General features: G+C 48.0%; 24 protein-coding genes. 10 read left to right on the top strand and 14 right to left on the bottom strand.

Going from position 1 to position 26467, the window contains the following annotated elements:
- Nucleotides 1-51 precede the first annotated feature (51 nt).
- From KO533_RS05340 to KO533_RS05330, 3 genes are all read right to left on the bottom strand, one after another.
- Nucleotides 52-507: a GNAT family N-acetyltransferase gene (locus KO533_RS05340; protein WP_131524255.1), complete on the bottom strand. Its 456-nt coding sequence runs from the start codon at nucleotides 505-507 to the stop codon at nucleotides 52-54.
- A 162-nt stretch (nucleotides 508-669) separates the two neighbouring features.
- Entirely contained in the window at nucleotides 670-2298 is a 1629-nt protein-coding gene (locus KO533_RS05335) for a DHA2 family efflux MFS transporter permease subunit (RefSeq protein WP_173247733.1), read from the bottom strand.
- A gap of 1 nt (nucleotide 2299) precedes the next feature.
- Complete coding sequence (locus tag KO533_RS05330; RefSeq protein ID WP_219234765.1) at nucleotides 2300-3358, bottom strand: HlyD family secretion protein; 1059 nt, start codon at nucleotides 3356-3358, stop codon at nucleotides 2300-2302.
- 94 nt (nucleotides 3359-3452) lie between these two features.
- Between KO533_RS05330 and KO533_RS05325 the strand changes: the two genes are divergently transcribed.
- Nucleotides 3453-4397 (top strand): LysR family transcriptional regulator, encoded by a 945-nt coding sequence (locus tag KO533_RS05325; protein WP_173496249.1) that lies wholly within the window; start codon nucleotides 3453-3455, stop codon nucleotides 4395-4397.
- Between the two features lie 202 nt (nucleotides 4398-4599).
- Nucleotides 4600-5010 carry a large-conductance mechanosensitive channel protein MscL gene (mscL, locus tag KO533_RS05320; RefSeq protein WP_105250328.1) on the top strand — a complete coding sequence of 137 codons (411 nt, stop codon included), beginning with the start codon at nucleotides 4600-4602 and terminating at the stop codon, nucleotides 5008-5010.
- A 76-nt stretch (nucleotides 5011-5086) separates the two neighbouring features.
- On the opposite strand, the gene KO533_RS05315 is transcribed toward mscL, so the two are convergent.
- From KO533_RS05315 to KO533_RS05285, 7 genes are all read right to left on the bottom strand, one after another.
- Nucleotides 5087-5410, bottom strand: coding sequence for an antibiotic biosynthesis monooxygenase (locus tag KO533_RS05315; protein WP_025008611.1), 324 nt, complete (start codon nucleotides 5408-5410; stop codon nucleotides 5087-5089).
- 171 nt (nucleotides 5411-5581) lie between these two features.
- Nucleotides 5582-8806: an efflux RND transporter permease subunit gene (locus KO533_RS05310; RefSeq protein WP_219253182.1), complete on the bottom strand. Its 3225-nt coding sequence runs from the start codon at nucleotides 8804-8806 to the stop codon at nucleotides 5582-5584.
- Between the two features lie 29 nt (nucleotides 8807-8835).
- On the bottom strand, nucleotides 8836-10101 hold the full coding sequence (locus KO533_RS05305) for an efflux RND transporter periplasmic adaptor subunit (RefSeq protein WP_219253180.1): 1266 nt from the start codon (nucleotides 10099-10101) through the stop codon (nucleotides 8836-8838).
- Nucleotides 10102-10111: 10 nt separating this feature from the next.
- Nucleotides 10112-11605: a TolC family protein gene (locus tag KO533_RS05300; protein WP_219253179.1), complete on the bottom strand. Its 1494-nt coding sequence runs from the start codon at nucleotides 11603-11605 to the stop codon at nucleotides 10112-10114.
- A gap of 327 nt (nucleotides 11606-11932) precedes the next feature.
- A complete protein-coding gene (locus tag KO533_RS05295) occupies nucleotides 11933-12376 on the bottom strand; it encodes a hypothetical protein (RefSeq protein WP_198572034.1) in 444 nt (147 codons plus the stop codon).
- 209 nt (nucleotides 12377-12585) lie between these two features.
- Entirely contained in the window at nucleotides 12586-12795 is a 210-nt protein-coding gene (locus KO533_RS05290) for a DUF3012 domain-containing protein (RefSeq protein WP_076498649.1), read from the bottom strand.
- Between the two features lie 36 nt (nucleotides 12796-12831).
- Nucleotides 12832-13197 carry an STAS/SEC14 domain-containing protein gene (locus KO533_RS05285; RefSeq protein WP_105250333.1) on the bottom strand — a complete coding sequence of 122 codons (366 nt, stop codon included), beginning with the start codon at nucleotides 13195-13197 and terminating at the stop codon, nucleotides 12832-12834.
- A gap of 136 nt (nucleotides 13198-13333) precedes the next feature.
- On the opposite strand from KO533_RS05285, the gene arfB reads away from it, so the two are divergent.
- The 4 genes from arfB to KO533_RS05265 all read left to right on the top strand — a co-directional run bounded on the left by arfB (nucleotide 13334) and on the right by KO533_RS05265 (nucleotide 15739).
- Complete coding sequence (gene arfB, locus KO533_RS05280; RefSeq protein ID WP_011787977.1) at nucleotides 13334-13765, top strand: alternative ribosome rescue aminoacyl-tRNA hydrolase ArfB; 432 nt, start codon at nucleotides 13334-13336, stop codon at nucleotides 13763-13765.
- Between the two features lie 288 nt (nucleotides 13766-14053).
- Nucleotides 14054-14494 (top strand): type II 3-dehydroquinate dehydratase, encoded by a 441-nt coding sequence (gene aroQ, locus KO533_RS05275; protein ID WP_219253177.1) that lies wholly within the window; start codon nucleotides 14054-14056, stop codon nucleotides 14492-14494.
- A gap of 36 nt (nucleotides 14495-14530) precedes the next feature.
- A complete protein-coding gene (accB, locus tag KO533_RS05270) occupies nucleotides 14531-14980 on the top strand; it encodes an acetyl-CoA carboxylase biotin carboxyl carrier protein (protein ID WP_219253175.1) in 450 nt (149 codons plus the stop codon).
- An 81-nt stretch (nucleotides 14981-15061) separates the two neighbouring features.
- Nucleotides 15062-15739: an SDR family NAD(P)-dependent oxidoreductase gene (locus KO533_RS05265; RefSeq protein WP_219253173.1), complete on the top strand. Its 678-nt coding sequence runs from the start codon at nucleotides 15062-15064 to the stop codon at nucleotides 15737-15739.
- Nucleotides 15740-15793: 54 nt separating this feature from the next.
- Here KO533_RS05265 and KO533_RS05260 read toward each other — a convergent pair whose 3' ends face one another.
- Nucleotides 15794-17017 (bottom strand): MFS transporter, encoded by a 1224-nt coding sequence (locus KO533_RS05260; protein ID WP_219253171.1) that lies wholly within the window; start codon nucleotides 17015-17017, stop codon nucleotides 15794-15796.
- A gap of 130 nt (nucleotides 17018-17147) precedes the next feature.
- On the bottom strand, nucleotides 17148-17957 hold the full coding sequence (locus tag KO533_RS05255) for a hypothetical protein (protein ID WP_219253170.1): 810 nt from the start codon (nucleotides 17955-17957) through the stop codon (nucleotides 17148-17150).
- A gap of 159 nt (nucleotides 17958-18116) precedes the next feature.
- On the opposite strand from KO533_RS05255, the gene ubiD reads away from it, so the two are divergent.
- Nucleotides 18117-19598 carry a 4-hydroxy-3-polyprenylbenzoate decarboxylase gene (ubiD, locus tag KO533_RS05250; protein ID WP_219253169.1) on the top strand — a complete coding sequence of 494 codons (1482 nt, stop codon included), beginning with the start codon at nucleotides 18117-18119 and terminating at the stop codon, nucleotides 19596-19598.
- Between the two features lie 114 nt (nucleotides 19599-19712).
- Entirely contained in the window at nucleotides 19713-20423 is a 711-nt protein-coding gene (fre, locus tag KO533_RS05245; protein WP_063883664.1) for an NAD(P)H-flavin reductase, read from the top strand.
- A gap of 85 nt (nucleotides 20424-20508) precedes the next feature.
- On the opposite strand, the gene KO533_RS05240 is transcribed toward fre, so the two are convergent.
- On the bottom strand, nucleotides 20509-20655 hold the full coding sequence (locus KO533_RS05240) for a hypothetical protein (RefSeq protein ID WP_219253168.1): 147 nt from the start codon (nucleotides 20653-20655) through the stop codon (nucleotides 20509-20511).
- 256 nt (nucleotides 20656-20911) lie between these two features.
- On the opposite strand from KO533_RS05240, the gene KO533_RS22600 reads away from it, so the two are divergent.
- The gene (locus KO533_RS22600; protein WP_251073359.1) at nucleotides 20912-22738 is read left to right on the top strand and encodes a DUF4209 domain-containing protein; all 1827 of its coding nucleotides are present in this window, start codon (nucleotides 20912-20914) and stop codon (nucleotides 22736-22738) included.
- Nucleotides 22739-23155: 417 nt separating this feature from the next.
- On the opposite strand, the gene KO533_RS05225 is transcribed toward KO533_RS22600, so the two are convergent.
- On the bottom strand, nucleotides 23156-23785 hold the full coding sequence (locus KO533_RS05225; RefSeq protein WP_012588671.1) for a flavin reductase family protein: 630 nt from the start codon (nucleotides 23783-23785) through the stop codon (nucleotides 23156-23158).
- Nucleotides 23786-24040: 255 nt separating this feature from the next.
- Between KO533_RS05225 and KO533_RS05220 the strand changes: the two genes are divergently transcribed.
- Nucleotides 24041-26434, top strand: a complete 2394-nt coding sequence (locus KO533_RS05220; protein ID WP_219253164.1) for a fatty acid cis/trans isomerase — start codon at nucleotides 24041-24043, stop codon at nucleotides 26432-26434.
- Nucleotides 26435-26467: the final 33 nt, after the last annotated feature.

Genomic DNA, 26467 nt, shown 5'->3' with positions numbered 1-26467 from the left:
GTTGATCGCTTATGTTGATAATTGATGTAGATAACTCATATTGATAGCCGCTTATGCTGATTGGTAGCGCATATCTAAATGGGGAATACCATCTTCTAAATACATCTCAGAGCAGGCGACAAAGCCGAGTTTTTGATAGAAAGCTTTGAGGTAATCTTGAGCACCGATTTGGATCCCCGCATCGGGCCAAGTCGTCAGTGCCGATTCAATGGCGTGCTGCATTAAAGGCATGGCTAGCCCTTTGCCTCGTCCCGCTGGCGATACCACCACACGACCGATACTCGCCTCTGGATAACTCAATCCCGGCGGCAAAATACGCGCGTAGGCAAGCAGTTCCCCGTCTGGCGATAAACCGATCAAATGCTGGGTTTCTGGATGCCTATCCTTATCGTCAAGCTCTGGATACGCACAGGCCTGCTCTACCACAAACACATCGACTCTTAGCTTCAATATGTCGTATAGCCTATTGGCATTTAATTGATTGAATGTAAGATTTTGCCACTGCAAACGATATCCCTCTGCAAATCATCGAAAAAGAGCTTTGAGTCTACCACAGCATAAAGACCATAAAAAAGCGCCTTAATCCGTGAGGACTAAGGCGCAAAGCTGTTGCGCAAACCAATAGATCTGGGGAAATCTATGGCGACAACAGGATAACGAAAAACGTTATTACTCGACCATGGCATCGTGGGCCACTGGCCCTGTCGGTTTACGGATCAGCAGCACAGCGAATACGGCGATGAGTAGCAGAGCGCCCATGATGTAAAACACATCGTTATAGGCCTGAATATAGGCTTGCTGACTCATGGTTTTGCCCAGCAAAGCTTTCGCCTGCGCGGCGGCGGTATAGGGATCTGAACCTCCCGCCTGCAACATACTTGCGCTTTGGGTTAAATAATCCTGTGCTTGTGTGCTCACTGCGGGTAAAGATTCCTTAATATGAGCCAAATGCCCGCGCGACAAAGTGTCAGTCAGGGTCGCCACCAGCGCGATACCAAAAGCACCACCTAAGTTACGCATCACGTTTAATACCGTCGATGCCGAGGCATTTTCATGGGGTTTTAAATGCATGGTCGCAAGCATTCCAATTGGCACCAGAATAAAAGGCTGACCTAATGCCCGCACTACTTGCGAGGCGATCATCTGCGGTCCGGCATAATCTGCGGTCATCTGGCTATTCATGTAATAGCTAATAGCGAACATTAAAAAGCCAAAGGCAGCGAGATAACGACTATCGAAGCGCTCCATCAGTTTCGGCACTAAGGGCAAGACCAATAGCTGCGGAAATCCCATCCACATAATCACACCACCAATTTCTAACGGTGTGTAATCATGGACTTGTGATAGGTAAAGCGGGATCAAATAAATAGCACCGAATAATGCCATGCCCAGTAAAAAATACGCCACGGTAGAGAGCACAAAATCACGCTTACCGAGCAGGCGCAAATTCACTAACGGCTCTTTACGCCTTAACTGGATCCAAACAAATAACACCAGATTCACGACGGCAATAATGGCCAGATTACGAATGAGTTCTGAACCAAACCAGTCCTTGCGGTTACCTTCTTCGAGCACCACTTCAAGGCAACCCATCCCCAGCGCCATAGTGACTATGCCCGCCAGATCGACATTCTTTAGCTTATCCCAAACGACCGACTGCTTCTCTAAACCGTAGGCCAACATGGCCATCACCAACAAACCCGGTGGCACATTGATATAAAACAGATAATGCCAGCTAAATTGCTCAGTCAACCAACCGCCTAAGGTCGGGCCGATTGAAGGCGCAAATGTGGCAGTCACGCCAAATAACGCCATGCCGACGGCACGTTTGTTATCGGGTAAAAACTCAAGGATAAGCCTAAAGGCCAGCGGAATAAGCGCACCGCCAAAGAAGCCCTGTAGCGCCCGAAAGGCGATCATGGCCTCTAAGTTCCACGCCATAGAACAAAGTACGGAAGCAAAGATAAAGGCGGCCGTGGTCCATAACAGATAACGCCTGACCGACAATCCCGTACTGAGCCAGCCAGAAAGCGGGATCGCGATCATCTCAGCCACCAGATACGCGGTTGAAATCCAACTGCCTTCTTCGAGCGTTGCCCCAAGGCTGCCTTGAATCTCCTTCATCGATGCATTGGTGATTTGAATATCGAGGATCGCCATAAAGGCGCCGATCAAACCACCAAATACCGCAATCCATGAACGGCGACTGCCACGCTCATAATCGGTAGGCTTTCTAGGTACACTGATGCCCTGCGCCTCCATATCGGCAGACGCAGTGATAGAGCCAGTTGCGCTCATACTAACGACCTGTATTTGCAGCGATTGCCGATATTGCAGTACCCGACGCCGTATCCACTTTCACGACCGCACTTAAGCCCGGTAGCATGTGTGCTTCTTCCTCAGACAAATCTAAGCGAATACGCACGGGAATACGCTGCACGATTTTAGTGAAATTACCTGTGGCGTTTTCCGCAGGCAGTAGACTGAATTTGGCTCCGGACGCCGGTGACAGACTATCGATAACACCTATAAAGGTTTTGTCGGGAAACGCATCGAGACTGACCTGCACCGACTGTCCTGGTTGCATATGTTGGATCTGGGTCTCTTTAAAGTTCGCCGTGATCCACACAGCCCCATCCGGAACCAAACTGTAGAGTGCTTGGCCGGGCTGCACGTACTGCCCCACCATAGCGCCACGTTTACCAATCACCCCAGAAAAAGGTGCGGTCACGCGGGTATCATTTAACTGAATTTTCGCCAGTTCTAAAGTCGCATTGGCCTGTTCAACCACAGAACCCGCCTGATCTAATTGGGCATTAAAAACCGCTAACTCACGTTGCTTTGCCACTAACACGGCTTGAGCTTCATCGAGACGGGCGGCGGCAGAATCAAATCCTGCTTGCAGTTGATCGACATCATCTTGGGAGCTGTAATTACTGACTTTAAGCTTTTTCGAACGGCTCAATTGTTGCTGTGCCCGTATTTTATCGGCCTTTGCCGCTACCACGCCTGCGCTGGCTTGAGTGATTAACGCCCGTTGCAACTCCACCTTTGCGGCTAAGGTTTGCAAGTCCGCCTTCGCACTCGCCTGTGAGGCTTCGGCTTGACTTACTTTGGCACTAAATTGGTTATCTTCCAGCTGAGCTAATAACTCACCCTTTTGCACATGCTGGTTATCGGTTACATCGCTTAACACAACGTAGCCAGGCACTTTAACGCTGATATGGGAAATATCGGCCTCAACATAAGCGTTATCCGTGGTTTCGATAAAACGTACCTGTGTCCACCAGTAATAACCGCCTCCCGCAACTGCAGCGAGTAACAGTGGAACGGCGATAATGAGTTTACTTTTGGACATGAATGACTCCTTGATTAGTGATATCTAGTGTACTACTGTCTCACCAAGTTTATTAGTCAGTAAAAAATCAACCCACTGTTTCACAGGTGTAACAATGATGGATCTCAATCGCGTGCAAATTTTCGCTCAAGTGGTCGAGCAAGGTAGCTTTACTGGCGCAGCTAAAGCCCTTGGGCTCACTAAGGCAACCGTCAGTCGCAAGATAGCCGAGCTCGAAGCCGATACCGGCACACAACTGCTGTTTCGCACCACCAGAGCCCTAAAACTCACCGAAGCAGGATCGAGTTATTACAACAGGATCAATAAGATCCTCACCGATCTGCAGAGCGCAGAAAATCAGCTCAGCGCCCAACAGCAATTGATTAAAGGCAATCTAAAAATTGTCTGCCCAATTGAATTAGGCCAATTGTTTTTAGGGCCGATTTTCGCGCAGTTTTTAACGCTTTATCCCGAAATCACCATAGAGGCTGAACTCACCAATCGAAAGGTTGATGTGATAGAAGAAGGCATAGATCTGTTATTTCAAATTGCCGATTCTGGCGACACTCGTCTGCAAAGCTATGCCTTAGTCAACGCCCATAAATCGCTTATGGCAAGCCCAGCTTATTTAGCTGCCCATGGAACGCCCAAGGTGCCACAGGACTTAGCCAAACATAAAGCGATTCGCTTGCAGTCGGCGCATATTGAAGGTGCGTGGAAATTATTCGATGGCAAAACTTGGATTGTCGCCGAGCCTAAGACTCAACTGACGGTAAACAATGTCACCCTCGCTCGCGAGGCAGCCATAGCGGGGCTTGGGATCACAGCGGTGCCATCCATCATAGCCCAAGTCGCATTAGAAAAAGGCGATTTAATCCCGCTACTAGATGACTATCCAATGGTGCAAACTAAGGTAGTGCTTAGCTATCCACAGCGGGCATATCTACCGCGAAAATACCGCGTCTTTATCGAATTCATCTATAGCTCCCTATTTAAACGTTGGGGATCGCAAGTCTTAGAAGTCCCTGATTTTATCGGCCATGCCGATCTAGATGAATAAATCGAACACCCAAAACAGTAACAATTGTTACTTTGTAAAGTGAAAATCATTGCCTTGAGGAAAATCCTCTATGTCAGAATTGCCTTAATCCATAAGCCCCTATAAGCTTGGCAAGGTAACAGGCTGCAAAAGACCTTAGGTTTTCCTGATACAGTTTGCACAATAAAATTTAACATTTAATCTCAATTTTGGAGGAAACCTAATGAGCTTAATTAAAGAGTTCAAGGCTTTTGCGTCCCGTGGCAATGTGATCGACATGGCCGTTGGTATCATCATAGGTGCCGCATTCGGCAAAATCGTCTCGTCCTTCGTGGCTGATGTCATCATGCCACCGATTGGTATCATCCTAGGTGGTGTGAATTTTAGTGATTTGAGCATAGTGCTACAGGCAGCTCAAGGCGATGCGCCTTCTGTGGTCATTGCCTATGGCAAATTCATTCAGACTATTATCGACTTTACGATTATCGCCTTCGCCATTTTTATGGGTTTAAAAGCCATTAACACCCTAAAACGCAAGGAAGAAGATGCGCCAAAAGCGCCACCAGCACCGACCAAAGAAGAAGAGTTGCTGTCTGAAATCCGCGATCTATTGAAAGCTCAACAAGAAAAATAATCTCAAACTTAAGTGTCACGCATAAAAAACCCATCTCTAGAGATGGGTTTTGTTTTTACATCAGCGAGATAAGTGATTACTCAGCTTCAACATGCACAGTTTCACTGTAATCTTGCACTACTTCTGCCACCCGAATGCGATAAGAGTTAAACAAACAGGGCACTATACCCGTTTGCTCAGCAATGCTGTGGGCCATCTGATTACGCCATTGGGTGATGGAAGCTTGGTCCTCCCAGAACGACAGGCTCAGTACTTTGCCATCGTCGGTTAAGCTCTGAAAACGTTCGATCGAAATCAATCCCTTGCGGCCTTCTAAATATTGGCGCATTTCAGCGGCCACGTGCAGATACTCTTCCTTCCCTTCCTTTGTCGGGATGACTTCAAAAATTACCGCAATCATAATGTTCTCCAGAAATGAATGTCCTTAATGTCGACTCTAAGACTAGCCCATCTATCACTCTTTAGCTCACTGATTTTTAGAGTTTTAGTCTATGTGATAACCCTGCCTACAACGAAAGGCAATAACCCGAAACATAATAAGTTATTGCCCACGATGACGGCTTACTTGTGATTAACCGAGCTCATCAATGCGCTTATCGCCGCGATATAGCCAGCGATACAAGGTCGGCAAGACAAGTAAGGTCAGCGCCGTCGAGCTAAACAAGCCACCGATAATCACCACTGCCAAGGGCTTTTGGATCTCACTGCCGACACCCGATGACAATAAAATCGGGATCAAACCTAAGGCCGAGGTCAGTGCCGTCATCAATACGGGTCGCAAACGCCCAACCGTGCCCTCATAAACACAATCATAGAGTGCTTCGCCGCTTTGCCTGCGCTGATTAATCGAATCCACCAGCACCACACCGTTGAGCACCGCAACCCCAAATAGAGTGATAAAGCCAATAGAGCTAGGCACAGATAAATAAGTGCCACTGACATACAGGGCCACTATGCCGCCAATCAAAGCTAAGGGCACGTTCGCCATGATGAGCAACACTTGCTTGAATGAACCAAAGGAGAAGTACAACAACAAGGCAATCAAGGCGATAGAAATCGGCACCACTAGCATTAACTTTTGCTGCGCTCGCTGCTGATTCTCATATTGGCCGCCAATGATCACTGTATATCCCGCTGGCAAATCCGCCTTTGGCACTAGGGCATAAATATCTTTTACAACCGAGCCCATATCGCGCCCCGCCACGTTGGCCTGCACCACAACACGGCGCTGCACATCGTCACGGCGAATATTCGGCGGCGCCATTTCCACTTCGACGCTGGCGACTTCCCCTAAGCGCACTGTGGCGCCATTTGTACCACTGAGTAATAAGTCTTTAATCGCATCAGGGCTTTGGCGAAACTCGGCCGCGAGTCGCACATTGATGTCGTATCTGGCATTGCCATCGATCACTTGCCCTGCACTCGCGCCGCCAATGCCTTGGCTGACGAGGCTCATCACTTGATCGACACTGATGCCGTAACGCGCCAATAGCTCGCGTTTGGGCCGCACGACTAATTGCGCCTCGCCGCTCACTTGCTCAAGCGACACATCCACGGCACCAGGGATTTTCGCAACGAGATCAGTAAGTGCTTGGCCTTTCTGTGACAATACCGCTAAATCAGGGCCGAAGATTTTAATCGCTAGCTGGGCTTTTACCCCCGAAAGTAATTCATCTACCCGAGTCGCAATCGGCTGCGAAAAGGTCAACAAGAGTCCGGGGAACACGCTGAGTTTTTCCTCCATCAAGCGTTGCAGTTCCAAGCGCGAGCTTGCCGACTGCCACTCTGCTATCGGTTTCAAGCCAATATAGACTTCAATATTACTCACAGGCTCGGGATCGCCGCCCAGTTCAGGCGCACCAATGCGGCTCAGGGCATATTCCACCTCGGGAAATGCTAGCAAAATAGCCTCAAGCTTAGGTGCGACTTGGAGCGAAGTCCCTAAACTCGCCGTTGGTGCCAGCGTCACCCTCAAGTTAATCGTGCCTTCCTCCAGTTCAGGCACAAATTCGGTACCCAACCTTGGTAGCAATAATAGACTCAAGCCGAACATCACCAAGGCGCTGAACATCACCACCTTTGGCCTAGCAAGCGTTGCCGTCAGTAACTTGCGATAAGCGGCATCCAGTGGCGCTAAAATAACACTTTGCTTAAGCATCACACCGCGCTTAAACAGATACACGGCAAGGGCTGGCACGGCGATCAGCGCCACCAGCAGCGCCGACATCATAGCCAAAATAATACTGACCGCCATCGGCTGGAACAGCTTGCCTTCAACGCCTTCGAGTGCAAACAGCGGCGCAAATACGACGATAATAATGGCGGTGGCGAAGAAGATTGGACTACACACCTCTTTTGCCGCGAGCATTATCCGAATAACCATATTCGATTCGCTGACATCACCACTGGCTTTAGCGCCATCCTCCTCGCTGTGATAGGGATCGTCCTCACCATCGGCACGCGCCCTCGCCTCAGGTAAATGGCGGCGATCCGGTTGGGTTAAGTGTTTGAAAATATTCTCTACCATCACCACAGAGCCATCGACTAACATACCAATCGCCACAGCTAAACCGCCGAGCGACATTAGGTTTGCCGACAGACCATAATAGGACATCACCATAAGTGCGAGCCCGATAGACACTGGAATCGACAGCAGCACCAGCAAGGTCGCGCGGATATTGACGAGGAACAACGCCAAGATCACCACGATAAACACAAAGGCCATTAGCAGCGCATCGCGCACTGTGGTCACAGCCTTATCGACCAGATCCGCTTGGTCGTAAAACACCTCAAAGGACACGCCATCGGGCAATGCCTGCTCAATAAGGCTCACCCGCGCACCAATATCGTCAATCGTCGCCTTAGTGTTTGCCCCCATGCGTTTGAGCACGACACCAGCCACCACTTCACCGAGATTTTGCACTTGGCCCGATTCATCGCGGCGCGTCATAGTCACTGCCCCGACACGGATCTCGCTACCGAAATCCACCTGAGCGATATCGCCAATACGCACTGGCGTACCCCTGGCTTCAGTCAGAGGGATCTGCGCGATCGCCGCCAATCCCGCATCTCCTGCGGGCAACATGCCGTAACCGCGTACCACAAGTTGCTCTTGGCCTTGGTCCATAAACCAACCGCCAGCGTTGCGGTTATTGCTCTCTAGCGCTTCGGTCACCTGCGCCATAGACAAGCCATAGGCACGCAGTTTATTCGGGTCGACCTGCACTTGGTATTGGCGCACATCGCCACCAAAAGACAAGACTTCAGTCACGCCGCCCACGGGCATCAATATCAACTTCACCAGATAATCATTTAAGCTACGCAATTCGGCGGCATTAATGCCAGAGTCAGGTTCTGCACGCAGAATATACTGATAAATCTGCCCTAATCCCGAGGTATTGGGGCCGATTTCAGGCACTCCAACGCCGCTTGGGATCATCTCCCGCGCCGCCTGTAACTGTTCAAATACTTGCTGACGGGCGAAGTAAATATCCGTCCCCTCGGCAAATACCACAGTCACAATCGACAAGCCAGTGCGCGATAACGAGCGCACCTCAGTCACAGCTGGCAAGGCGTACATGGCCGATTCCACCGGATAACTGATGAGTTTTTCTACCTCTTCAGCGGCTAAGCCTTCGGCCGCAGTATTGATGGTCACTTGCACGTTCGTCACATCAGGAAAGGCATCGAGATTCAACTTAGGCAACATGGCCACACAGCCCACAATCACGGCGAGCAGAGCCAATACCACTAACAGCCGATTTTTAATCGCGGCTTCGATTAACTTTTGCAACATAGAAAATCTCCAAAATGAGGGCGCTCATATTAGTGGGCGTGAATATCAAAGCCCGCTTTCGCCTGCTCGGATGCCAAGAAGAACGCGCCAGCCACCACAACCTTGAGCTGTGCCTGTTGGGCTTTTTCAAGCTCAGGTCCACGCACTAGACTCAAGCCGCGTTGACGCTGCACCACTTCTACCTCAATGGACTCGAAGCCATCCTCATCTTGAATAAAAATCTGCCAATCGCCATCGCCGCCACGGGTCAACGCTGCATCGGGCAGCACTATGCCACTGCCGTTTGGATCGGTAGTAGAGCCAGCAAAGTAAAGTTCGGCAAATTGCCCCGCGTGCAACACATGATCAGGATTGGGCATACTCACCAGCACTTGCTCGGTGCGCGTTACGCTGTCGAGTTCATGGGAGCGACCGATAATCTTACCTGCCAACGTCTTATCCCCTACTTGCACTAAAGCTGAACTGCCAACCTGGATATGCGTAGTTTGAGTTGGGGTTAACTGCGCCTCGACCCATAAATAGGATTCATCGGTCAGTTGCATTAAGGGCGTGCCCGCGCTAAACACTTGACCTAGCATGGCGATATCCTGCTGCACTCGGCCGTCAATTGGCGCTAAGAGTTGATAACTGCCTATGGCTTCGGGCGTCGATTCCAGTGCACGAATTTGCGCGGGCGTCATCTTAATGGCCTCTAAAATTGCCCGTTTAAGTTCGGCATCCACCTGCGCCTGCATCCGCCGACTGACGCTAACCGCACCTTCACTCATGCGTTTGACTCGACTCCATTCGGCAGCGGCATTAATGTAGTCCGCCTGTGCCTGCGCAACGGCGGCGCCACCCAAGGTAAGTAAAGGCTCACCTTTTTTCACTTCTTGTCCCGGCACCACATGGCGCGCCAACACACGCACATCGAGCTGCGGCGCAAGGGTCGCGGTTCGATCGCGATCCACCACTAAGGTCGCCGTCGCCCTAATATCGAGATTCAAATTGGCTAGGTTCAAGCTATCGCTCGACAAAGGTAATAAGCTAATCCCCGCCAAGGCTTGCTGCGCTTCGGTCAATTTCAGCGCCTGTTCGCCGTGTTCATCCGTCGACGCCATTTGCGTTACCGAATCGCCACTTTCCTTAGCGACGGGGGCGTGATCACCGCCAGCCAATACAGGCTGAGCGAGAAATGCCAGCGTGCTCAGCACGAATAATGCGAGAGCGATTTTTGATAGGTTAAACCGACGCTTTTCAGACGTCGTTACAGCATCCAGTTGAAGGACATTTTCATGGTGAGTATTTGAATTCATTATTGTGACCTCATGGGTTTACTGTGCGTACGGCGGTATTAGATGTTATCGAAGGGACTGCATTTAGCTTTTCTATAATGAGCTTTTCGATAAAAGGCATAAGCTGGCCGCTTTCGCCCATCCAATTTAACCAACTTTGATAGATAGCCGTTTCTAGGTTTAAGCCCACCAAATAACTGGCGGCTAACTGACGACGGCTCTGTAAGTACTCGCTAGTACTCACATCCCCCGCCTGCCATTGTTGGCTTAAGGATTTAGCGGCTTTAGCACCTGACACTTGCACTAACTCGCGCCAGTCTTGGTAACGTTCGAGTAAACGCGGTAACGCATAGAGGAATTGTTTCTGCTTAGCGGTAAGCACTCGCTCACGGGCAAGATAGCCTTGCTCCGCGATAGCGATGCCCTTATCGGCTACGGCTTGCAACTCACTGTAGTTATTGCGAACTTGTAGAGGAATCGACACGCCGACACCGAGCTTATTGTCCGTGCCTTCCTTTTCAGCGCCTAGGCTAATAGTCGGGTCAGCTGAAGCTTCCGCTTTGACTTGCATGACATTAACTCTGGCGAGCAGCACTTGCTGATAAGCACTCGCCAGGGCTGGCAAGGCTGATTTAGAAGTGCCCAACTCGGCCGCTGGCGCTTGCTTAGCCTGAGTCACAAAGAAATGGATCTCCTTGATAAACTCACTAAAAGCGAAATTATTATCCCCAAGTAATTCAATTACTTTGCCATCGGCCACTAAGGCCACCTGCTCGGCTAAGGCGTAGTCGGCAGTATTAGAGGCGACTTCGAGTTGTATCAATTGCAGCTCGACGTTGGATAAATCCCCCGCCGCCAATCGCTGCTCAGCAATATTAAGCTGCGCCTTGGTGAACCTTAATTGCTGCTCGGCAAAGGTCAGCGCCTTACGGCTTTGCGCCTGTTCTGCCAAGGCCTGTAAGCGTTCGGCCAACATTTGGCTACGCTCTAACCCTATGTCCGCTAACAGGATTTGTGCTTCAAGCTCGGCACGCTGTGTCGCCACGCCGCGCTTGTCGCCCCAATCGAGGGTTTGACTCAGCACTAAGCTGTAGGCATCTGTATCAGCATTTTGATAATTAAGCCCAAGTTCTGGGTTATACACAGCGCGATCTGCCGCCTGAATGGCCAGTTTGGCCTGTTGCTGCCTTACAAGTTGCGCCTGAACTTCAGGTAACTGATTGAACTGTGTGAGTAACTCAGGCAACCATTGGCCAAAGTTGACATGTGCCGTGTCGGTTTCTTTGGCGGGTAAACCCAGTGATTGCGCCTTAAATGCCTCAACTTCAGAGGCATTGATTTCAGGGGCATTAGCTTCAGAGGCTTTGGTTTCAAGGACCTTGACTTCAAGGACATTGACTTCAAGAGAGTCATTTTCTGCCGCGAGGGCAAAGGCTACCAATCCGGCGGCCAATACTAACCCGCAGCTAAACAAGCCCGATCTAAACAGACAAACTAAAGTACGGGCGAGAATCGTTTTTTTCATCGCAAATCCTAACAATATCGAATGTGGATCGGTTGGCTTTTGCGCCCAAAGCGAAACGGCTAGATGTGAGCTTCATTTAAATAGCTCAATGCAAAGCAATCATATCGTTCTGGACATGGCAAATAAGCGCCGATCGAATCATCCCGCCAAGCAATACAGTTACGGCTAAAAAGCCAATGACGGCTCCAACAGTTAACGCTGCGAGCATCAGTTCAAGCGTATCTTTTGGGGGATGAACATAACGGGCTTATCACGCGGCAAAATAGAATGAGATCCAATCAGATGAATCAATCGTCCTAGGCCGAGAAATAAGCCAAATATTGGAAATTAAGCGATAGGAGGGCGGTATTTAGGTAAATTTTCAGGCGGAAAATAGGATACATCGGTAGGCAGATAGACGCTTTCTAGCGCCTGTACAGGCTGACTCACTGCCTGAGATAACAGCGCTACATGACCGCCATGGCATTGGCAGTCGAGGCATAAGTCAAAATCTTGTATTTCAGTGGTTTTCACTAAGTGGGAATGAAATCCGTTGCTTTGGTTCTCACCCGCGTGATTACTGGTGACACCCGTGGAGTCCGCAAAGCCTAAGGCTTGCTCGCTTGGACAAACGCAATCGACACATTGGGCCAAAGTGGTCACTTGGGCACTAAATTGCAGATGGGGATGATTCTCAGCTTCTTCCGCACCATTGCCCGCATGTAACTGATGCGCACCCAAATTCGCGCCAGCAAATTGCAGCACGATAATGGCTATCAGTAGGGTCACCATTCGAGTAAAAAATGGCTTAGCGGTAGAATTCAAATATCACCTATAGCAAATAACGGATAACGGATAACGGATAACGGATAACGAATAACGGAACATCTGACCCGTATGATAAACATAAGTTCACAGCTCGCAAGCAAAGTCTTTCAAGCTGTGATCTCTAAAGGCTAACGCTGACTTAAACACTCAGTGCTTATTTAAACACCCAGTGCTTATTTAAACACACAGTGCTTAGCATAATCAGCGGCTTCGTTAGCAGTCCAATCGCCAGACGGTTTATTTTTCATCTGTTTACACCAAGCATCACTGCCCACTTCTGGCGCGCAGGCACTCAGTCCAGCGGTAAATGCCAACACTAACGCAATCGCACTGACCTTAGAAACGGTCAGCGAAGAAACAGAGCCCGATTTCAATAATGACATACTTAATTCCTTGTAAATATGGCCTAAATTAGACCATTAAATATTCGAACGCTTAGTGATCCAAGCAATCGCTTTGGCTTTCTGTTCGAGTGGAAACCAAGCCACTTCGCCCTGCATAAAAGGCCCGAGTAAGCGCACCGCATTTCCCACCCAATCAGGGCCGCCCACAAACACTAAGGCTTCAAAATTCGGTAACTGGACTTCACCACTACCGGTCAGCGACTCAAATTCCCAGCCTTCGAGTAACACATCCGCCTCAATATACAGGCAAACTTGGCCCCAATCCTTACGATAACTCTTAATCGCAGGCTGTAAACGGGTCCGATAATCGGTGGAGGATAGTCGGCCACTGGCAAAAAGACTGATAACACCCTTAGCAATATCGGGGATTTGGCATAACATAGAGGCACTCCGAATCGAGAACACTTTTGCAGGCAATGGCTTTAGCCAATGCAGCGGCAAAGAATGCGCCCGATGATAACAAATCTATTGGAAAGCCATAAGTCATTATTGATGGCTTCTCAATCCATGCTGAAAAATGCCTAAGTTTGCCATGATAAAAATCTCAAACCGTGTGGAACTTCAGGAAAATGAAATCGAGTGGCAATTTATCCGTTCGAGTGGTGCAGGCGGCCAGCACTTAAATAAAGTGTCCACCGCTGCGCAGCTGATTTTCGATATTAAAAGCTCATCATTACCCGAGTTTTACCAAGAACGCTTGCTCAACAAGGCAGATCACCGCATCACTAAAAGCGGCAAAATCATTATCAAATGCCAAGCGAGTCGCAGCCAAGATGCCAACCGCCAAACAGCCTTGGAGCAATTTATCGCCTTAGTCGCCAGTGTCGGTGAAGTGCAGAAAAAACGCATCCCCACCCGCGCCACTAAAGGCAGCCAAACGCGACGATTAGAGACCAAGAAACAAAAAGGTGCCACTAAGGCCATGCGTCAACAGAAGAGTGACTATTAACTTAGATGATAGTTAACTTAGGTGACAATGAACTCAACTGACAGCCAACTTAGGCAATTGCTAACTCAGTACCAGAGAAATAACCGCAGTTGAACCCAGCCAACAATGGCACAAGATGCCAAAGGTATAATCGGCTCGCACATGATCAGCTCGCACACAATCGACTAACGGATAATGCAAAATCGATTTGAACAGGTTAAGTTAGTGGCCTATGTAGAAAACTGAAATAAATTTATTCCAACTTTAATCCCAGCATTAATCCCAAGGCATGTCGTAAAGGAAAGCGCAATGAGTCACAAAATTTTGCTCGTCAATGGCCCCAATCTCAACCTCTTAGGCCGCCGCGAGCCCAGCGTTTATGGTCATCAGACCTTAGCCGACATAGTGGCGGAGTTAAACCAGCAAGCACAACAGGCGGGAGTTAAGCTCGAGCATATTCAGTCCAACGCCGAATTTGAGCTAATCAATGCGATTCATGCGACTGATGCCCAGATGATTATTATCAATCCCGCCGCCTTTACCCACACCAGCGTCGCCCTGCGTGATGCCCTGCTTGGCGTCGCGATTCCGTTCTTTGAAGTGCATTTATCCAATGTGCACGCCCGTGAAGCCTTTCGCCACCATTCCTATTTTTCCGATAAGGCGATAGGTGTGATTTGCGGTTTCGGTTCACAGGGTTATGAGTTTGCGCTGGCGGCGGCCATTAAGCGGCTCAACCAGCCACAGTAAATTCTATTCAATAGCGTGCTTTGCAAGGGCAGATAAATGGCAATGGATCTTCGTAAAATTAAAAAACTCATTGAGTTAGTACAAGAATCTGACATAGCAGAACTGGCGATCACTGAAGGTGAAGAATCAATTCGCATCACCCGCTACAGCCCTATGCCAGCCAATGTGCAATCACAGCAAACGCTACCCAGAGCACGAGTCGCGCCTTTGAGTGAACAGGCAAAGCAAACAGGCATTTCGCCAAGTACAGAAGGTTTTGTACAAGTCTCGCCTATGGTCGGCACTTTTTATGCGGCGGCAGAACTCGATGATGTGCCGCTGGTTAAAGTCGGTCAACGAGTGAGCCAAGGTGAAGTGATCTGCATTATCGAAGCGATGAGAATGATGAATCCCATCCAAGCCGAGCGCGATGGCGTGGTCAGCACTATTTGGGCCAAAGACGGCGATGAAGTGGCATTCGATCAGCCACTATTTACCTTAATCTAACCGCTCGCCTTCCCATGAATTGAAGCGCACTTAGATTTAAGATGCGGTTTTCAAACCAAGACAGCATTAACCGAGGTCACTATGATATTAATTACCGGCGCCAGCAGTGGTTTAGGCGCGGCGCTCGCATCGCTCTACGCCAAAGAGAATGAAGCACTGACACTCACAGGTCGCCATGCCGAGCGCCTGCAAACCGTCGCCAATGCATTAACGCCCTTCTCCAACAAAACGATCGCCGCGATCACCGCCGATCTCGCCAGTCAATCGAGTCTCGAAGCCTTGTTCGATGGCCTAACGCAAGCCCCTAAGACCGTGATCCACTGTGCGGGCAGCGGCTACTTTGGTGCGATTGAAACCCAAGGGGCGAGCGATATCCAAAACCTACTCAATAACAATGTCACCTCGACGATTCTGTTAGTGCGGGAATTAGTGAAACGCTATAAAGATCAAGCGGTCACTGTGGTTGTGGTCATGTCCACCGCAGCACTGGCCGCCAAGGCGGGAGAATCCACTTACTGCGCGGCAAAATGGGCGGTACGGGGATTTATCGAGTCGGTGCGATTAGAGCTTAAACAAAGCCCAATGAAGTTGATTGCCGTGTATCCCGGCGGCATGGACACAGGCTTTTGGCCCAGTAGCGGTAAGGCTTTAGATACCTCAAGCTTTATGTCCGCCGATGAAGCGGCAGGCATGCTCAAACAAGCCTTAGTTGCCACAGAGCATGGTTATATCGCCGATATCACCATACAAAGGGGCTAAATGTGCGGATTCGAGACGCAGAATATGACCACTGCGTCTCTTCCTTAGCACTCGCTAGTCGGCGCAGTTCGCTGTGTTTAGAGTAACGACGCGACGGCTTTCTCTGTGGGTCAACCACCACATCAGCAGTCCTCCCAATGACAACAAAGACGCCGCATAACCTGTCGCGGCAATGCCTTGTCCAGACAGTATCACTAAACTGCCTACCCAAGGCCCAATTGCATTGGCAAGATTAAAGGCGCATTGCACTAAAGCGCCTGTCATGGCCTGTCCATCAGGTGCCACATCCATCAATCTGGCTTGCACAATAGTGGCAAGCCCTAACCCACAACCGACAAAAAATACCACGGGCATCAGCGCCCAGTAATGTCCGGTCAAACTCGGGTAAATCGCCAACACCACAGTGCTTAACACTAACGACCAAAACGCCGCCGCTAAGGCCGACTTATCCGCCGCCCAACCACACACTAAGGTCCCAAGTGTTGCGCCAATACCAAATACCGCCATCATGATTGGGATCTTAAACGGCTCGACTTGCGTCACTTGGATTAAGGTTTCAGCCAGATAGGTATACACGCAGAAGATACCGCCAAAGCCAATGGCCGCGATGCCTAGCGTCAGCCAGACTTCACGATTTTTAAGGGTTTGTAGCTCTTTTTTGGGACTCGCATCAGCGGGCACGGCTTGATTAGGTGCTAAAAAATACACCATTATCGCGGTAATGGTCGCTAAAATCGCCACTATGCCAATGCCCGAGCGCCAGCCCACAGTTTGCCCCATCCAAGTCGCAAACGGCACACCGATAATCGTCGCCAGCGTAAGACCAATAATCACCCGCGATACGGCGCGGGCCTTCATTTCTGGCGGCACTAAAGAGGCGGCGAGCAACATAGCCACGCCGAAATAAGCGCCGTGGGGCAAGCCGCTGAGAAAACGAAAAAAGATTAACCAATTCAATGATGGCGCTAACGCACTTAAGCCATTGGCCACCGCCATTAAACCGGCTAAGGCAATCAAGAGTGTTCGCCGTCTGACCCTAACGGCCAGCACCATGATAATCGGCGAACCGACCACAACCCCCAACGCATAGGCACTAATGGCATAACTCACATGGGCAACCTCTACCCCTAAATCGCTCGCGATATAAGGCACTAAGGTCATGGAAGCAAATTCTGTGGTGCCTAAAGCGAATGTTCCGAGTGCTAAAGCAAGTAACACCCATAATGTACTGGCGCCCTTATGCTGATTTTGGGTAGCCTGATTTCTAACAGTATTCAAACCTCTTCTCCGCTATGCTATAAAACGACAACTAGCTGATAAATAACTAATAAAAAGATAATAAAAGATGATAAATAAATTGGAGCCCACTAAGGGGCTCCAATTTCTCAGTCATTTACGTAATGTAAATCTATCTGACTAACTGTTCTTGATAGGTTTGACTGTTCCAGTCGTAGGCGTAAAGCGTGCCTTGCCACTCGTAAAGTGTACGACCATCCTGCTGCACAACCCTAGCATTGCTCGGCAAGCTAGACACACTGTGCGGTGCGCGTGGGCGCGGAGTCGCAGCTGTTTTGCCTGTGCCGTTACTAGTTTGCGACACCAGTTGCCCAGTCGATTGTCCGGCCATATTTACAGGCATACTCGACACCATACGGCCTTCACTCGCAGAATACTGCATACTGGTTGTTACCCGTACAGGTGCAGAAATGGCCACAGGTTCATCGTCGTAGGCCATAGGAATCGACAAACCTATGCCCGAATAGGGCGAGTTCCAGTAATTTCGAGCGTAGGCGTCACGCGACGTATTCCAACCCCAATCATTGTTCCAATGGGTGTTCACACCATAACCGACATTCCAACCCGATCCCCACCCCGTAGCGAGCCCTAAACCCAGTCCTAAACCCCAAGGGTAATAAGGTCGATAATAGGGACGATAATGGCGATTATCTTTACGCACATGGCGGTTGTCGTAATAATTGTCATGACGATTGTTGTAATGACTATCGCCACGACTGTGGCTATCACGATGACCGTGACGTTCGTCTTGATCCGAATAGCCTCTATTTCCGGCCACCGCCACAGTCGGCACACTGAGCGCCCCCAAAAGTGAGATCCCCACGGCAAGCGATAAAACCAAGCACTTTAGCGACCGCTTATGCGCGCCATGTGATTGACTTTGAACACACTTTTCTTGAGCAAACCATACAGGAATATTCATATAAACCTCGAAATAAAGGGCGTAAGCGAGATCTATCGCGACTTACTGGTAACCATTTTACGCTTCCTAAGCTTGAAGATCACTGAATTGGTTAACCCTAAAACAGAAAAATGCTATAGTGCGCGCCACATGGATTTTCACTGCAGAGGCTATTTCCACATGAGTTTTAAGGATTTACGCAGCTTTATTGATCACTTAGAAGCCAATGGCGAACTCAAACGCATTAGCTACCCAGTTGATCCTCATTTAGAAATGACAGAGATCGCCGATCGCGTATTACGCGCTCAAGGCCCTGCGCTATTATTTGAAAATCCCAAAAATCATCACATGCCCGTGTTGGTAAACCTGTTTGGTACGCCAAAACGTGTGGCCATGGCACTCGGCAAAGACGACCCATTAGCCCTGCGCGAAGTAGGCGAACTGTTAGCCTTTTTAAAAGAACCCGAACCACCTCGGGGTTTTAAAGACGCGATCGCTAAGATCCCTATGTTCAAGCAAGCCTTGAATATGCCGCCAAAGACAGTGCGTAATCCGCCTTGCCAACAAGTGATCAAAACCGGCGATGAGGTCGATTTAACTAAATTGCCTATTCAGCATTGCTGGCCTGGCGATGTCGCGCCACTGGTGACCTGGGGCTTAACCATCACCAAAGGCCCGCGCAAGAGTCGTCAGAATTTAGGCATTTATCGCCAACAATTACTGGGTAAAAACAAGCTGATCATGCGCTGGTTGTCCCACCGTGGCGGCGCGTTAGATTTTGCTGATTTTAAACAACAATTCCCCGGTGAGCGTTATCCTGTTGTGGTCGCACTCGGCGCCGATCCTGTGACCATTCTAGGTGCCGTCACCCCAGTCCCCGATTCCATGAGCGAATACGCTTTTGCCGGTTTACTGCGCGGTGAACGTACCGAAGTCTGTAAGGCATTAAGCTGTGACTTAGAAGTGCCCGCCACCAGTGAAATCATCCTCGAAGGCTATATCGATCCTGAGGAACTGGCGGAAGAAGGCCCCTACGGCGATCACACGGGTTACTACAACGAAACCGATAAGTTTCCAGTATTTACCGTTACTCACATCACTCAGCGTAAAGATGCCATCTACCACAGCACTTACACTGGCCGTCCACCGGATGAGCCCGCCATGCTGGGGGTCGCATTAAACGAAGTGTTTGTGCCGATTTTGCGTAAGCAATATCCTGAGATCGTTGATTTTTATCTGCCACCTGAGGGCTGTTCGTACCGCATGGCAGTGATCTCCATTCGCAAACAATATCCGGGACATGCCAAACGAGTGATGATGGGCGCTTGGTCTTTCCTGCGCCAATTTATGTACACTAAGTTTATTGTCATAGTGGATGAAGATGTGAACTGTCGTGACTGGCAGGATGTGATCTGGGCGATCACCACCCGCATGGACCCTAAACGCGATACTGTGATGATCGAAAACACCCCGATCGACTACCTCGATTTTGCTTCACCCGTTGCGGGCTTAGGCTCAAAAATGGGACTCGATGCCACCAATAAGTGGGAAGGTGAAACCAACCGCGAATGGGGCACGCCAATCGTGATGGATCCAAAAGTAAAACAAAAGATCGACTCAATCTGGGATGAGTTAGGCATAGACGACAGCCCAACCCTATAATTCAGCTTAAGCCATTACTCAAGTATCGGCTTAAGCCAAGAGAATAGGCCAATAACAGGCCTCTAAAGCGACACCTAGACACATACTGTTGAAGAAAGGTGCAAAGGAAGTTTGATGAAAACCATACGTTGTAAGATAGAGAAAGTTAACCCATTTAACGATGCCGTATATCAAGTATTGTTAAGGCCTGAAACCGCCTTCGATTTCCAAGCGGGGCAATACTTATGTGTTGTCATGGGTGAAAAAGATAAACGCCCCTTCTCTATCGCATCAGCGCCAAACGCCGAGCTGATCGAATTACACATTGGCGCCGCTGTAAGTGAAAGCTACCCAATGCAAGTGGTCGAGCGCCTGAAAGCCTGCGCCATTGATGGCAGCACTATCGACATCGAAGCCCCAGGCGGCGAAGCCCACCTGCGTCACGAAAGCATTCGCCCTCGTCTGTTAATCGCCGGCGGCACAGGTTTCTCTTACATTAAAAGTATCATCGAGCACCAAATCGCCCTCGGCCAACAAGTTGAAACTATGCTGTATTGGGGTTGTCGCACCCAAGATGCAATGTATTTTGAAACCATCGCCCGCGAGTGGCACGACGCTCACCCTTGGTTACACTTCGTCCCAGTCATCGAAGAAGCGCCCGCAAATTGGCAAGGCAAAACCGCCAATCTGTTAGCGCAAATCAAACAAGATTTTGTCAGCTTAAATGGCTACGACATCTACATCGCCGGCCGTTTCGATATGGTGGGTGCAGCACGGGAAATCTTCCGCGAGATTGGTGTAGAGGAAGCGCATCTCTACGGTGATGCGTTCGCGTTTATCAAATAACGCGATAATTGGTTAGCTTGGCTGGCTAACGTTTGCCAGCATAGGCTTAAATAATAAACCCCAGTTTTTACTGGGGTTTTGTTTTTCAATCTTGCAGATGGCAGTCGATTGAGTTTACCCAAACTTCGTTTGGATTAAAGTCGTGGGGCTTCACCCCACACCCGACCAAGAGGGGATCAACAGCAATCCCCTCTTGGAACTCCCTTGCCGCCCCTAGCGAAGTTACATGCATTAGATACTAGCCTTGGTCTTATGGATAAATTGCTATCGCTTCCGAAGGCAACGTCCCTGTACCTACGGAAGCTAGCCGGTCATCCATGACCGGACTCACGCAATTTATTCCAACGCCCCGCAGCAACTTCCCAGGGGATTGGTGTAACCTGCAGCCAATACTATCAGTAACTGTATCTTCTATTTAAATACGATTAAAGCAAGATTGTGATAAAGTCTAGCTAGATCATAAATAGAAAAATATAGAGACTGCTTGAATGGACACTCGTAAATATGCAGACGAGCTAGATGTATCTAGCGAATTTATTGATAATTTCAAATTTGAAATCATTCCTAAAAATATAATAATCGATTCACAGTATTACAAATTATATCAATTAGCAGAATGCGCGGAAAAAGAAGGAGATCTAAGATCTGCAAAAATACTATATCTATTAGGTTCTATCAGTTCATTAAAACTCAAACCAAACAGTATAAATGCACCATACGCCCCACTATTCAATCAGTCATTTAGCATAGAAAACCTAACCAATAATGACTTGACTTTATTAAGATACTTATTGAAACCCATTGTAATCCCAGAATTAAAATCTCGAATTACTGATATCTTATGGCTTTTAATTCGCCCCAAAAATTTAACTTATGCCTATGATGCTATAGATAGTTACTCTTCAGGAGAAATTGATGAAAAATCATGGAAATTTGGAGTGAACCACTTTTATGAACGAGGAGTAAGATTAGCTATCCAGTTAAGAAGCAGTGGTCAAGACAAGTTATCTGTAATTGAAGAAAAGCTAATTAAAGCCTTGTTACAATATGAGAAAAAAGACGGATTTATGTATCTTTGGCTATGTGACTTTTATTTAGATCTTGGCTTCAATAACTCAAGAATAAAATATTTTGCAGATAAAACATATTCAAAAGGTCTCGAATATTTAGCTCTCTCTAACCACCTTTCAGCAAGGGCATACTTAGAGCTATCATCAAGATTATATGCATCATCTGATCAATCAGAAAAATCAAATAACTCCTTATTTCATCTTGCGAAATCATGGGCAAAAGAAGGTAATAATAGGCTCAGTGATTCAGGCGCTATTGCTAGTGAATTTTACAACAATGCGATTCAAGTCCTTAGAAAAATACCAATTATATATCGTGATAAATTAGGTGTTGAATATGAAATAAACAAGCTTAGATTAGGCATTAATGAAGCTAATACGAATGCTATAAACCAGATGGTTAGGATAAGCCATACTTTTTCACAAGAAGATATTCATGAGATGTCTAGCATTGCAAGCACATGCTCAAGTTATGTAAGTAATGTTGACAGTGTAGTAGAGGCTATATATAAATTTGTAACTATTGCAGAAAGCTTTAAAAGAAATAATATTATTGATGAAACAAAAAAAATTATGTCACAAAACATACTTACAAGCCTAATGCCAAGTACACTGTTCTCAAATGATGCGAGAATAATATCAAAAACAACAGCTTATGAATTTTGCAAGGATAGCGAATCTTCAGATGATTCAGTTATGAATCAAGTATTTCAAAATATATACAATAAAATTGACTTTATTATCGACATACAGATATTACCAGCACTAAAAACACTTTTAAGTGAGCATAGAATACCATTTGGTTTACTGCTAGACTTGTGTCATCAATCACCATTAATACCTAGTAATAGACAGTATTTATTTGCGAAGTCTTTGCACGAAGGATTTGAATTCGATTTCTCATCAGCAATATATCTTTTGACCCCTCAATTAGAAAACTTGGTTAGAGTTATCCTTAAATCACATGACATATTAACGACAACTCTAGATCTGAATGGTATAGAAATGGAAGTTGGGCTAAGCACATTATTAGACAAAAAGGAGGCTACGGATATTTTTGATGAAAACTTACTTTTTGAGTTTAAAGTTTTATTAACAGATCCAAGAGGCCCAAACTTGAGAAATGATCTAGCTCATGGACTTTTGTGTGATGGTTCATCATCAAGTAATGCCGCAATTTATGTATGGTGGAGAACATTAAAGTTAGTTGTCGAATCTTTACTTCTAAGCTCTGAAAATTCATAGAATAGACGGGAAACTCACAACTCTTTTTGCTTTAATAAATAGAAGACAACGCCAGATTTCAAGGGATACACCTTCCCTGCGAAGTTGCTGAAGGGCGTTGAAGAAAATAGCGTGACGCAGACAGGACGTCTGCGTAGCTTTCGGGGGGAAGGGACGCCCCATCGGAAGCGTTAGCTATTTTCGAATAAGCACGAAGCTAGCATCTAATGCATGTAACTTCGCTAAGGGCGTCTTGGAGAATCCAAGGAGGATAGGACGAGCAGTCCTCCTTGGTCGGGTGTGGGGTGAAGCCCCACGACGTTGACTTTGATTTTAAAAAAAGCTTTAGATTGCTCTGCCATGAGATACCAAAACTCATAAGTCAAAAACTCAAACGAAGTTTGGAAACCCACAGCCCTGCGGCACCTGAGCAGCCCCTTACACTTGTGGTCTATGTAGATCAAAACGCAGATCTTCACAGATCCCATAATAGGCCGATGGGCCGCCGGCACGTAATACGGGCTCGGCAAGGGCAGTTTGATAAATCCCCTCGGCATTGAGTAAATGCTTAGCAATATGCACGGCCACCACTTCACCTAACACTAACCAAGTATCAATCTTGTCGCCATTGGCGGCGGTGAGTTGAATACATTGGGACAATTTGCATTCGAAGTTTACTGGGCTTTCAGCCACTAAATCGGCCTTAACAATGGTGCCAGCTTTAGCCGTGAGTCCTGCAAAACTAAACTCATCTTGACCGCGTGGCAGCATGGCGGAGGTTTGATTCATCTGCTCGGCTAAGCCGCGAGTGGTGAGGTTCCACACAAACTCCCCTGTTTCGACGATATTGGCGACACTGTCTTTCCAACCTGTGCTGGCAAAGCCGATGATGGGTGGTTTGTAGTTGAAACAATTGAAAAAGCTGTAAGGTGCGAGATTGCGTTGCCCCTCGGCATTCCGCGATGAAATCCAGCCAATTGGTCGAGGCCCCACAATCGCATTTAAAGGATCGTGTGCAAGGCCATGGCCTTTGCTCGGTTCGTAAAAATAGCGGTTATCAGCAGTCATACTTCATCCTTTTGTTATTGCCACAACAATACTGGTGCAATTAATACAGCCATCACAGGTACGCTTTTATAGCCGCTATCTTACCCAAGTTTCGAGCAGCGACCAAAAGTCTGTAGGGCAACTTAAGTCAGCTCCTTGAACAACATCTGGCTGCAAATTTCAAATCCAACACACTCTTCTGCTAAAGTGATACTTATCAGTGGGCTAAAAAGCCTAACTCTGCTAAATAGCATGCGGCAAATGAAGGAGCGGTGAATGGACGCGATAAAAGGGGGATGGAAGAGGTTGTTGTTGGTCGCAGTGCTGTTGGCGACGGGTTGTGCCAGCGTAGCGCAAATCGATTTCAATGCTCTGTTTGGCACTAGCTCACCGCAAAAACGTGTCGAAAATGCACAGCTGAACGACCAATTTATTCAACAAGCCGAGTTTGTGCACACACAAGTTGAACCTATTCTCAATAGCCGCTGCGTGGTATGTCATGCCTGTTACGATGCCCCCTGTCAGTTAAAAATGACCTCGAGCGAAGGTATAGAGCGTGGGGCGAGCAAGGAAAAGGTTTACCAAGGCACACGCTTAGTCGCTGCCACACCTAATCGCTTACTTGTCGATGCCTTTACCCCAGAAGCTTGGCGTCAACGCGGGTTTTACCCCATGCTAAACGAGCGCGATCAAACCCCAGAAGCCAATACCCAAGCCTCAGTATTAGCCAGAATGCTCACGCTTAAGCAAATGCACCCCCTGCCCGAAGACAAGATTTTAGATAAGCGTTTTGATTTCAGCCTAGACAGAGTTCAGCAATGCGCCAGCTTAGAGGAAATGGACAAATACGAGCAAAGCCAGCCCCTTGCAGGTATGCCTTATGGCTTGCCAGCACTGAATGCGAATGAACATCAAGTGTTGATGCACTGGCTCGAGCAAGGTGCGCCACTGCCGTTTGCACAAGCGCTTACACCTGAATTTATTGCAGAAATAACCCTCTGGGAGACATTTTTAAACGGCGACAGTTTAAAAAGCCAATTAAGTGCACGTTACATCTATGAGCATTTGTTTGCCTTCCACTTATATTTTGAGTCTTTAAATCAACCGAACGCCCAGCCTTTATTCTTCGAGTTAGTGCGTTCTCGGACGCCGCCGGGGCAAGCGCTAGATATTATCGCCTCCCGTCGTCCCTTCGATGATCCTAAGGTGGAGCGAGTCTATTACCGCTTTCGGCCTTATCGGGCAACCATAGTCGATAAAACCCATATCCCCTACGCTTTGAATACCGGCTTGCTCAATAACTGGCAACAATGGTTTATTGATGCGGATTACTCAGTCACTCAACTGCCGAGCTACAAGCCGAGCGTTGCGGCCAATCCCTTTGAAGCTTTTATTCAAATTCCTGCCAGTGCGCGCTATCGATTTATGCTGACCCGCGCCCAAGATACCATTATGGGCTTTATCAAAGGCCCAGTGTGCCGTGGTCAGGTGGCGCTCAATGTCATTAACGATAGATTCTGGGTGTACTTTGTGACTCCAGATTATATGGACGACACTGACTTTAGCGCTTTTTACCATTCCCAACTTGAAAACCTACGTATGCCTGCAGAGGAAGAAAGCACTGCACTCGCAGTAACTTGGGTGAAATATGCCGCCAAGCAAGGCAAATATATGCGGGCGCGTAATCAGTTCTTGAACGAGAAATTCAAAAACGGTCAGCACCTTACCATAGACGGACTCTGGGATGGCGACGACACCAATGATAATGCCAGCCTGACAGTATTTCGCCATTTCGACAATGCCACTGTGGTCAAAGGCTTAGTCGGCGAACCGCCCAAAACGGCTTGGATTATCGATTATGCCTTGCTGGAGCGTATCCACTATTTATTGGTCGCGGGTTTCGATGTTTATGGTAACTACGGCCACCAGCTATTAACTCGCTTATACATGGATTTTTTACGCATGGAGGGGGAATCGAATTTCCTGACCCTGTTGCCGCAGGAGGAAAGACGCAAGCAGTTGAGTGATTGGTATCAAGGGGCTGGTACTCAGCTCACGGCCTTTATCGCAGGGGATATCAACACCTTTCATCAGCCTACAGGCGTACTCTACTTTAGCGACGATCTAAAGGGCGAGCTGTATCAAAAACTCGGACAGAAGGTTGCTAAGGTTCAACCCAATCGATATCACATAGAAAACAGCAGCTTGCAAATACATAGCAAAGCACTTTTACACACATTAGATCGATTAAAAGGCACACAAGCGACCCTGTTACCTGAACTAACCATGATCATGGTCGAACCTGAAAAAGCGGGTAAAGCTGAGATATTTACCTTAGTTCGCAATAGCGCCCATCGGAATATTTCTAGCCTGTTTAATGAGGCGAGTAACCGCGAACCCGCTAAAGATGACGTCACTTTAGTGCATGGCTTATTGGGCAGTTATCCTGAGGCATTTTGGCGAGTGAAAGAACAGGACTTGCCTAACGTCGTGGCGACAGTTGAGAAAATGCAAACTGAAAAAGACTATGAGGCACTGTTAGATATGGTGGGTGTACGCCGTACTGATCCGAAGTTTTGGGCCTTTAGTGACGAACTCAATCAGATCTTTTTCGACAATCACCCGATAGAAAGTGGGTGGCTGGATTACAACCGACTGCAAAATCGTTAATAAAAAAGGGGAACGCTAGCGTTCCCCTTCCTT

The sequence above is a fragment of the Shewanella sp. NKUCC05_KAH genome, from assembly GCF_019345585.1.
GTDB classification, from domain to species: Bacteria; Pseudomonadota; Gammaproteobacteria; order Enterobacterales; family Shewanellaceae; genus Shewanella; species Shewanella oncorhynchi.
This window is presented reverse-complemented; position numbering and strand designations above follow the sequence as displayed.

Excerpts from the sequence above, each read along its gene's own strand:
- KO533_RS05335 (WP_173247733.1), bottom strand. The coding sequence starts at position 2,298 with ATGAGCGCAACTGGCTCTATCACTGCGTCTGCCGATATGGAGGCGCAG.
- KO533_RS05330 (WP_219234765.1), bottom strand. The coding sequence starts at position 3,358 with ATGTCCAAAAGTAAACTCATTATCGCCGTTCCACTGTTACTCGCTGCA.
- KO533_RS05325 (WP_173496249.1), top strand. The coding sequence starts at position 3,453 with ATGATGGATCTCAATCGCGTGCAAATTTTCGCTCAAGTGGTCGAGCAA.
- mscL (WP_105250328.1), top strand. The coding sequence starts at position 4,600 with ATGAGCTTAATTAAAGAGTTCAAGGCTTTTGCGTCCCGTGGCAATGTG.
- KO533_RS05315 (WP_025008611.1), bottom strand. The coding sequence starts at position 5,410 with ATGATTGCGGTAATTTTTGAAGTCATCCCGACAAAGGAAGGGAAGGAA.
- KO533_RS05310 (WP_219253182.1), bottom strand. The coding sequence starts at position 8,806 with ATGTTGCAAAAGTTAATCGAAGCCGCGATTAAAAATCGGCTGTTAGTG.
- KO533_RS05305 (WP_219253180.1), bottom strand. The coding sequence starts at position 10,101 with ATGAATTCAAATACTCACCATGAAAATGTCCTTCAACTGGATGCTGTA.
- KO533_RS05300 (WP_219253179.1), bottom strand. The coding sequence starts at position 11,605 with ATGAAAAAAACGATTCTCGCCCGTACTTTAGTTTGTCTGTTTAGATCG.
- KO533_RS05295 (WP_198572034.1), bottom strand. The coding sequence starts at position 12,376 with ATGGTGACCCTACTGATAGCCATTATCGTGCTGCAATTTGCTGGCGCG.
- KO533_RS05290 (WP_076498649.1), bottom strand. The coding sequence starts at position 12,795 with ATGTCATTATTGAAATCGGGCTCTGTTTCTTCGCTGACCGTTTCTAAG.
- KO533_RS05285 (WP_105250333.1), bottom strand. The coding sequence starts at position 13,197 with ATGTTATGCCAAATCCCCGATATTGCTAAGGGTGTTATCAGTCTTTTT.
- arfB (WP_011787977.1), top strand. The coding sequence starts at position 13,334 with ATGCCTAAGTTTGCCATGATAAAAATCTCAAACCGTGTGGAACTTCAG.
- aroQ (WP_219253177.1), top strand. The coding sequence starts at position 14,054 with ATGAGTCACAAAATTTTGCTCGTCAATGGCCCCAATCTCAACCTCTTA.
- accB (WP_219253175.1), top strand. The coding sequence starts at position 14,531 with ATGGCAATGGATCTTCGTAAAATTAAAAAACTCATTGAGTTAGTACAA.
- KO533_RS05265 (WP_219253173.1), top strand. The coding sequence starts at position 15,062 with ATGATATTAATTACCGGCGCCAGCAGTGGTTTAGGCGCGGCGCTCGCA.
- KO533_RS05255 (WP_219253170.1), bottom strand. The coding sequence starts at position 17,957 with ATGAATATTCCTGTATGGTTTGCTCAAGAAAAGTGTGTTCAAAGTCAA.
- ubiD (WP_219253169.1), top strand. The coding sequence starts at position 18,117 with ATGAGTTTTAAGGATTTACGCAGCTTTATTGATCACTTAGAAGCCAAT.
- fre (WP_063883664.1), top strand. The coding sequence starts at position 19,713 with ATGAAAACCATACGTTGTAAGATAGAGAAAGTTAACCCATTTAACGAT.
- KO533_RS05240 (WP_219253168.1), bottom strand. The coding sequence starts at position 20,655 with ATGCATGTAACTTCGCTAGGGGCGGCAAGGGAGTTCCAAGAGGGGATT.
- KO533_RS22600 (WP_251073359.1), top strand. The coding sequence starts at position 20,912 with ATGGACACTCGTAAATATGCAGACGAGCTAGATGTATCTAGCGAATTT.
- KO533_RS05225 (WP_012588671.1), bottom strand. The coding sequence starts at position 23,785 with ATGACTGCTGATAACCGCTATTTTTACGAACCGAGCAAAGGCCATGGC.
- KO533_RS05220 (WP_219253164.1), top strand. The coding sequence starts at position 24,041 with ATGGACGCGATAAAAGGGGGATGGAAGAGGTTGTTGTTGGTCGCAGTG.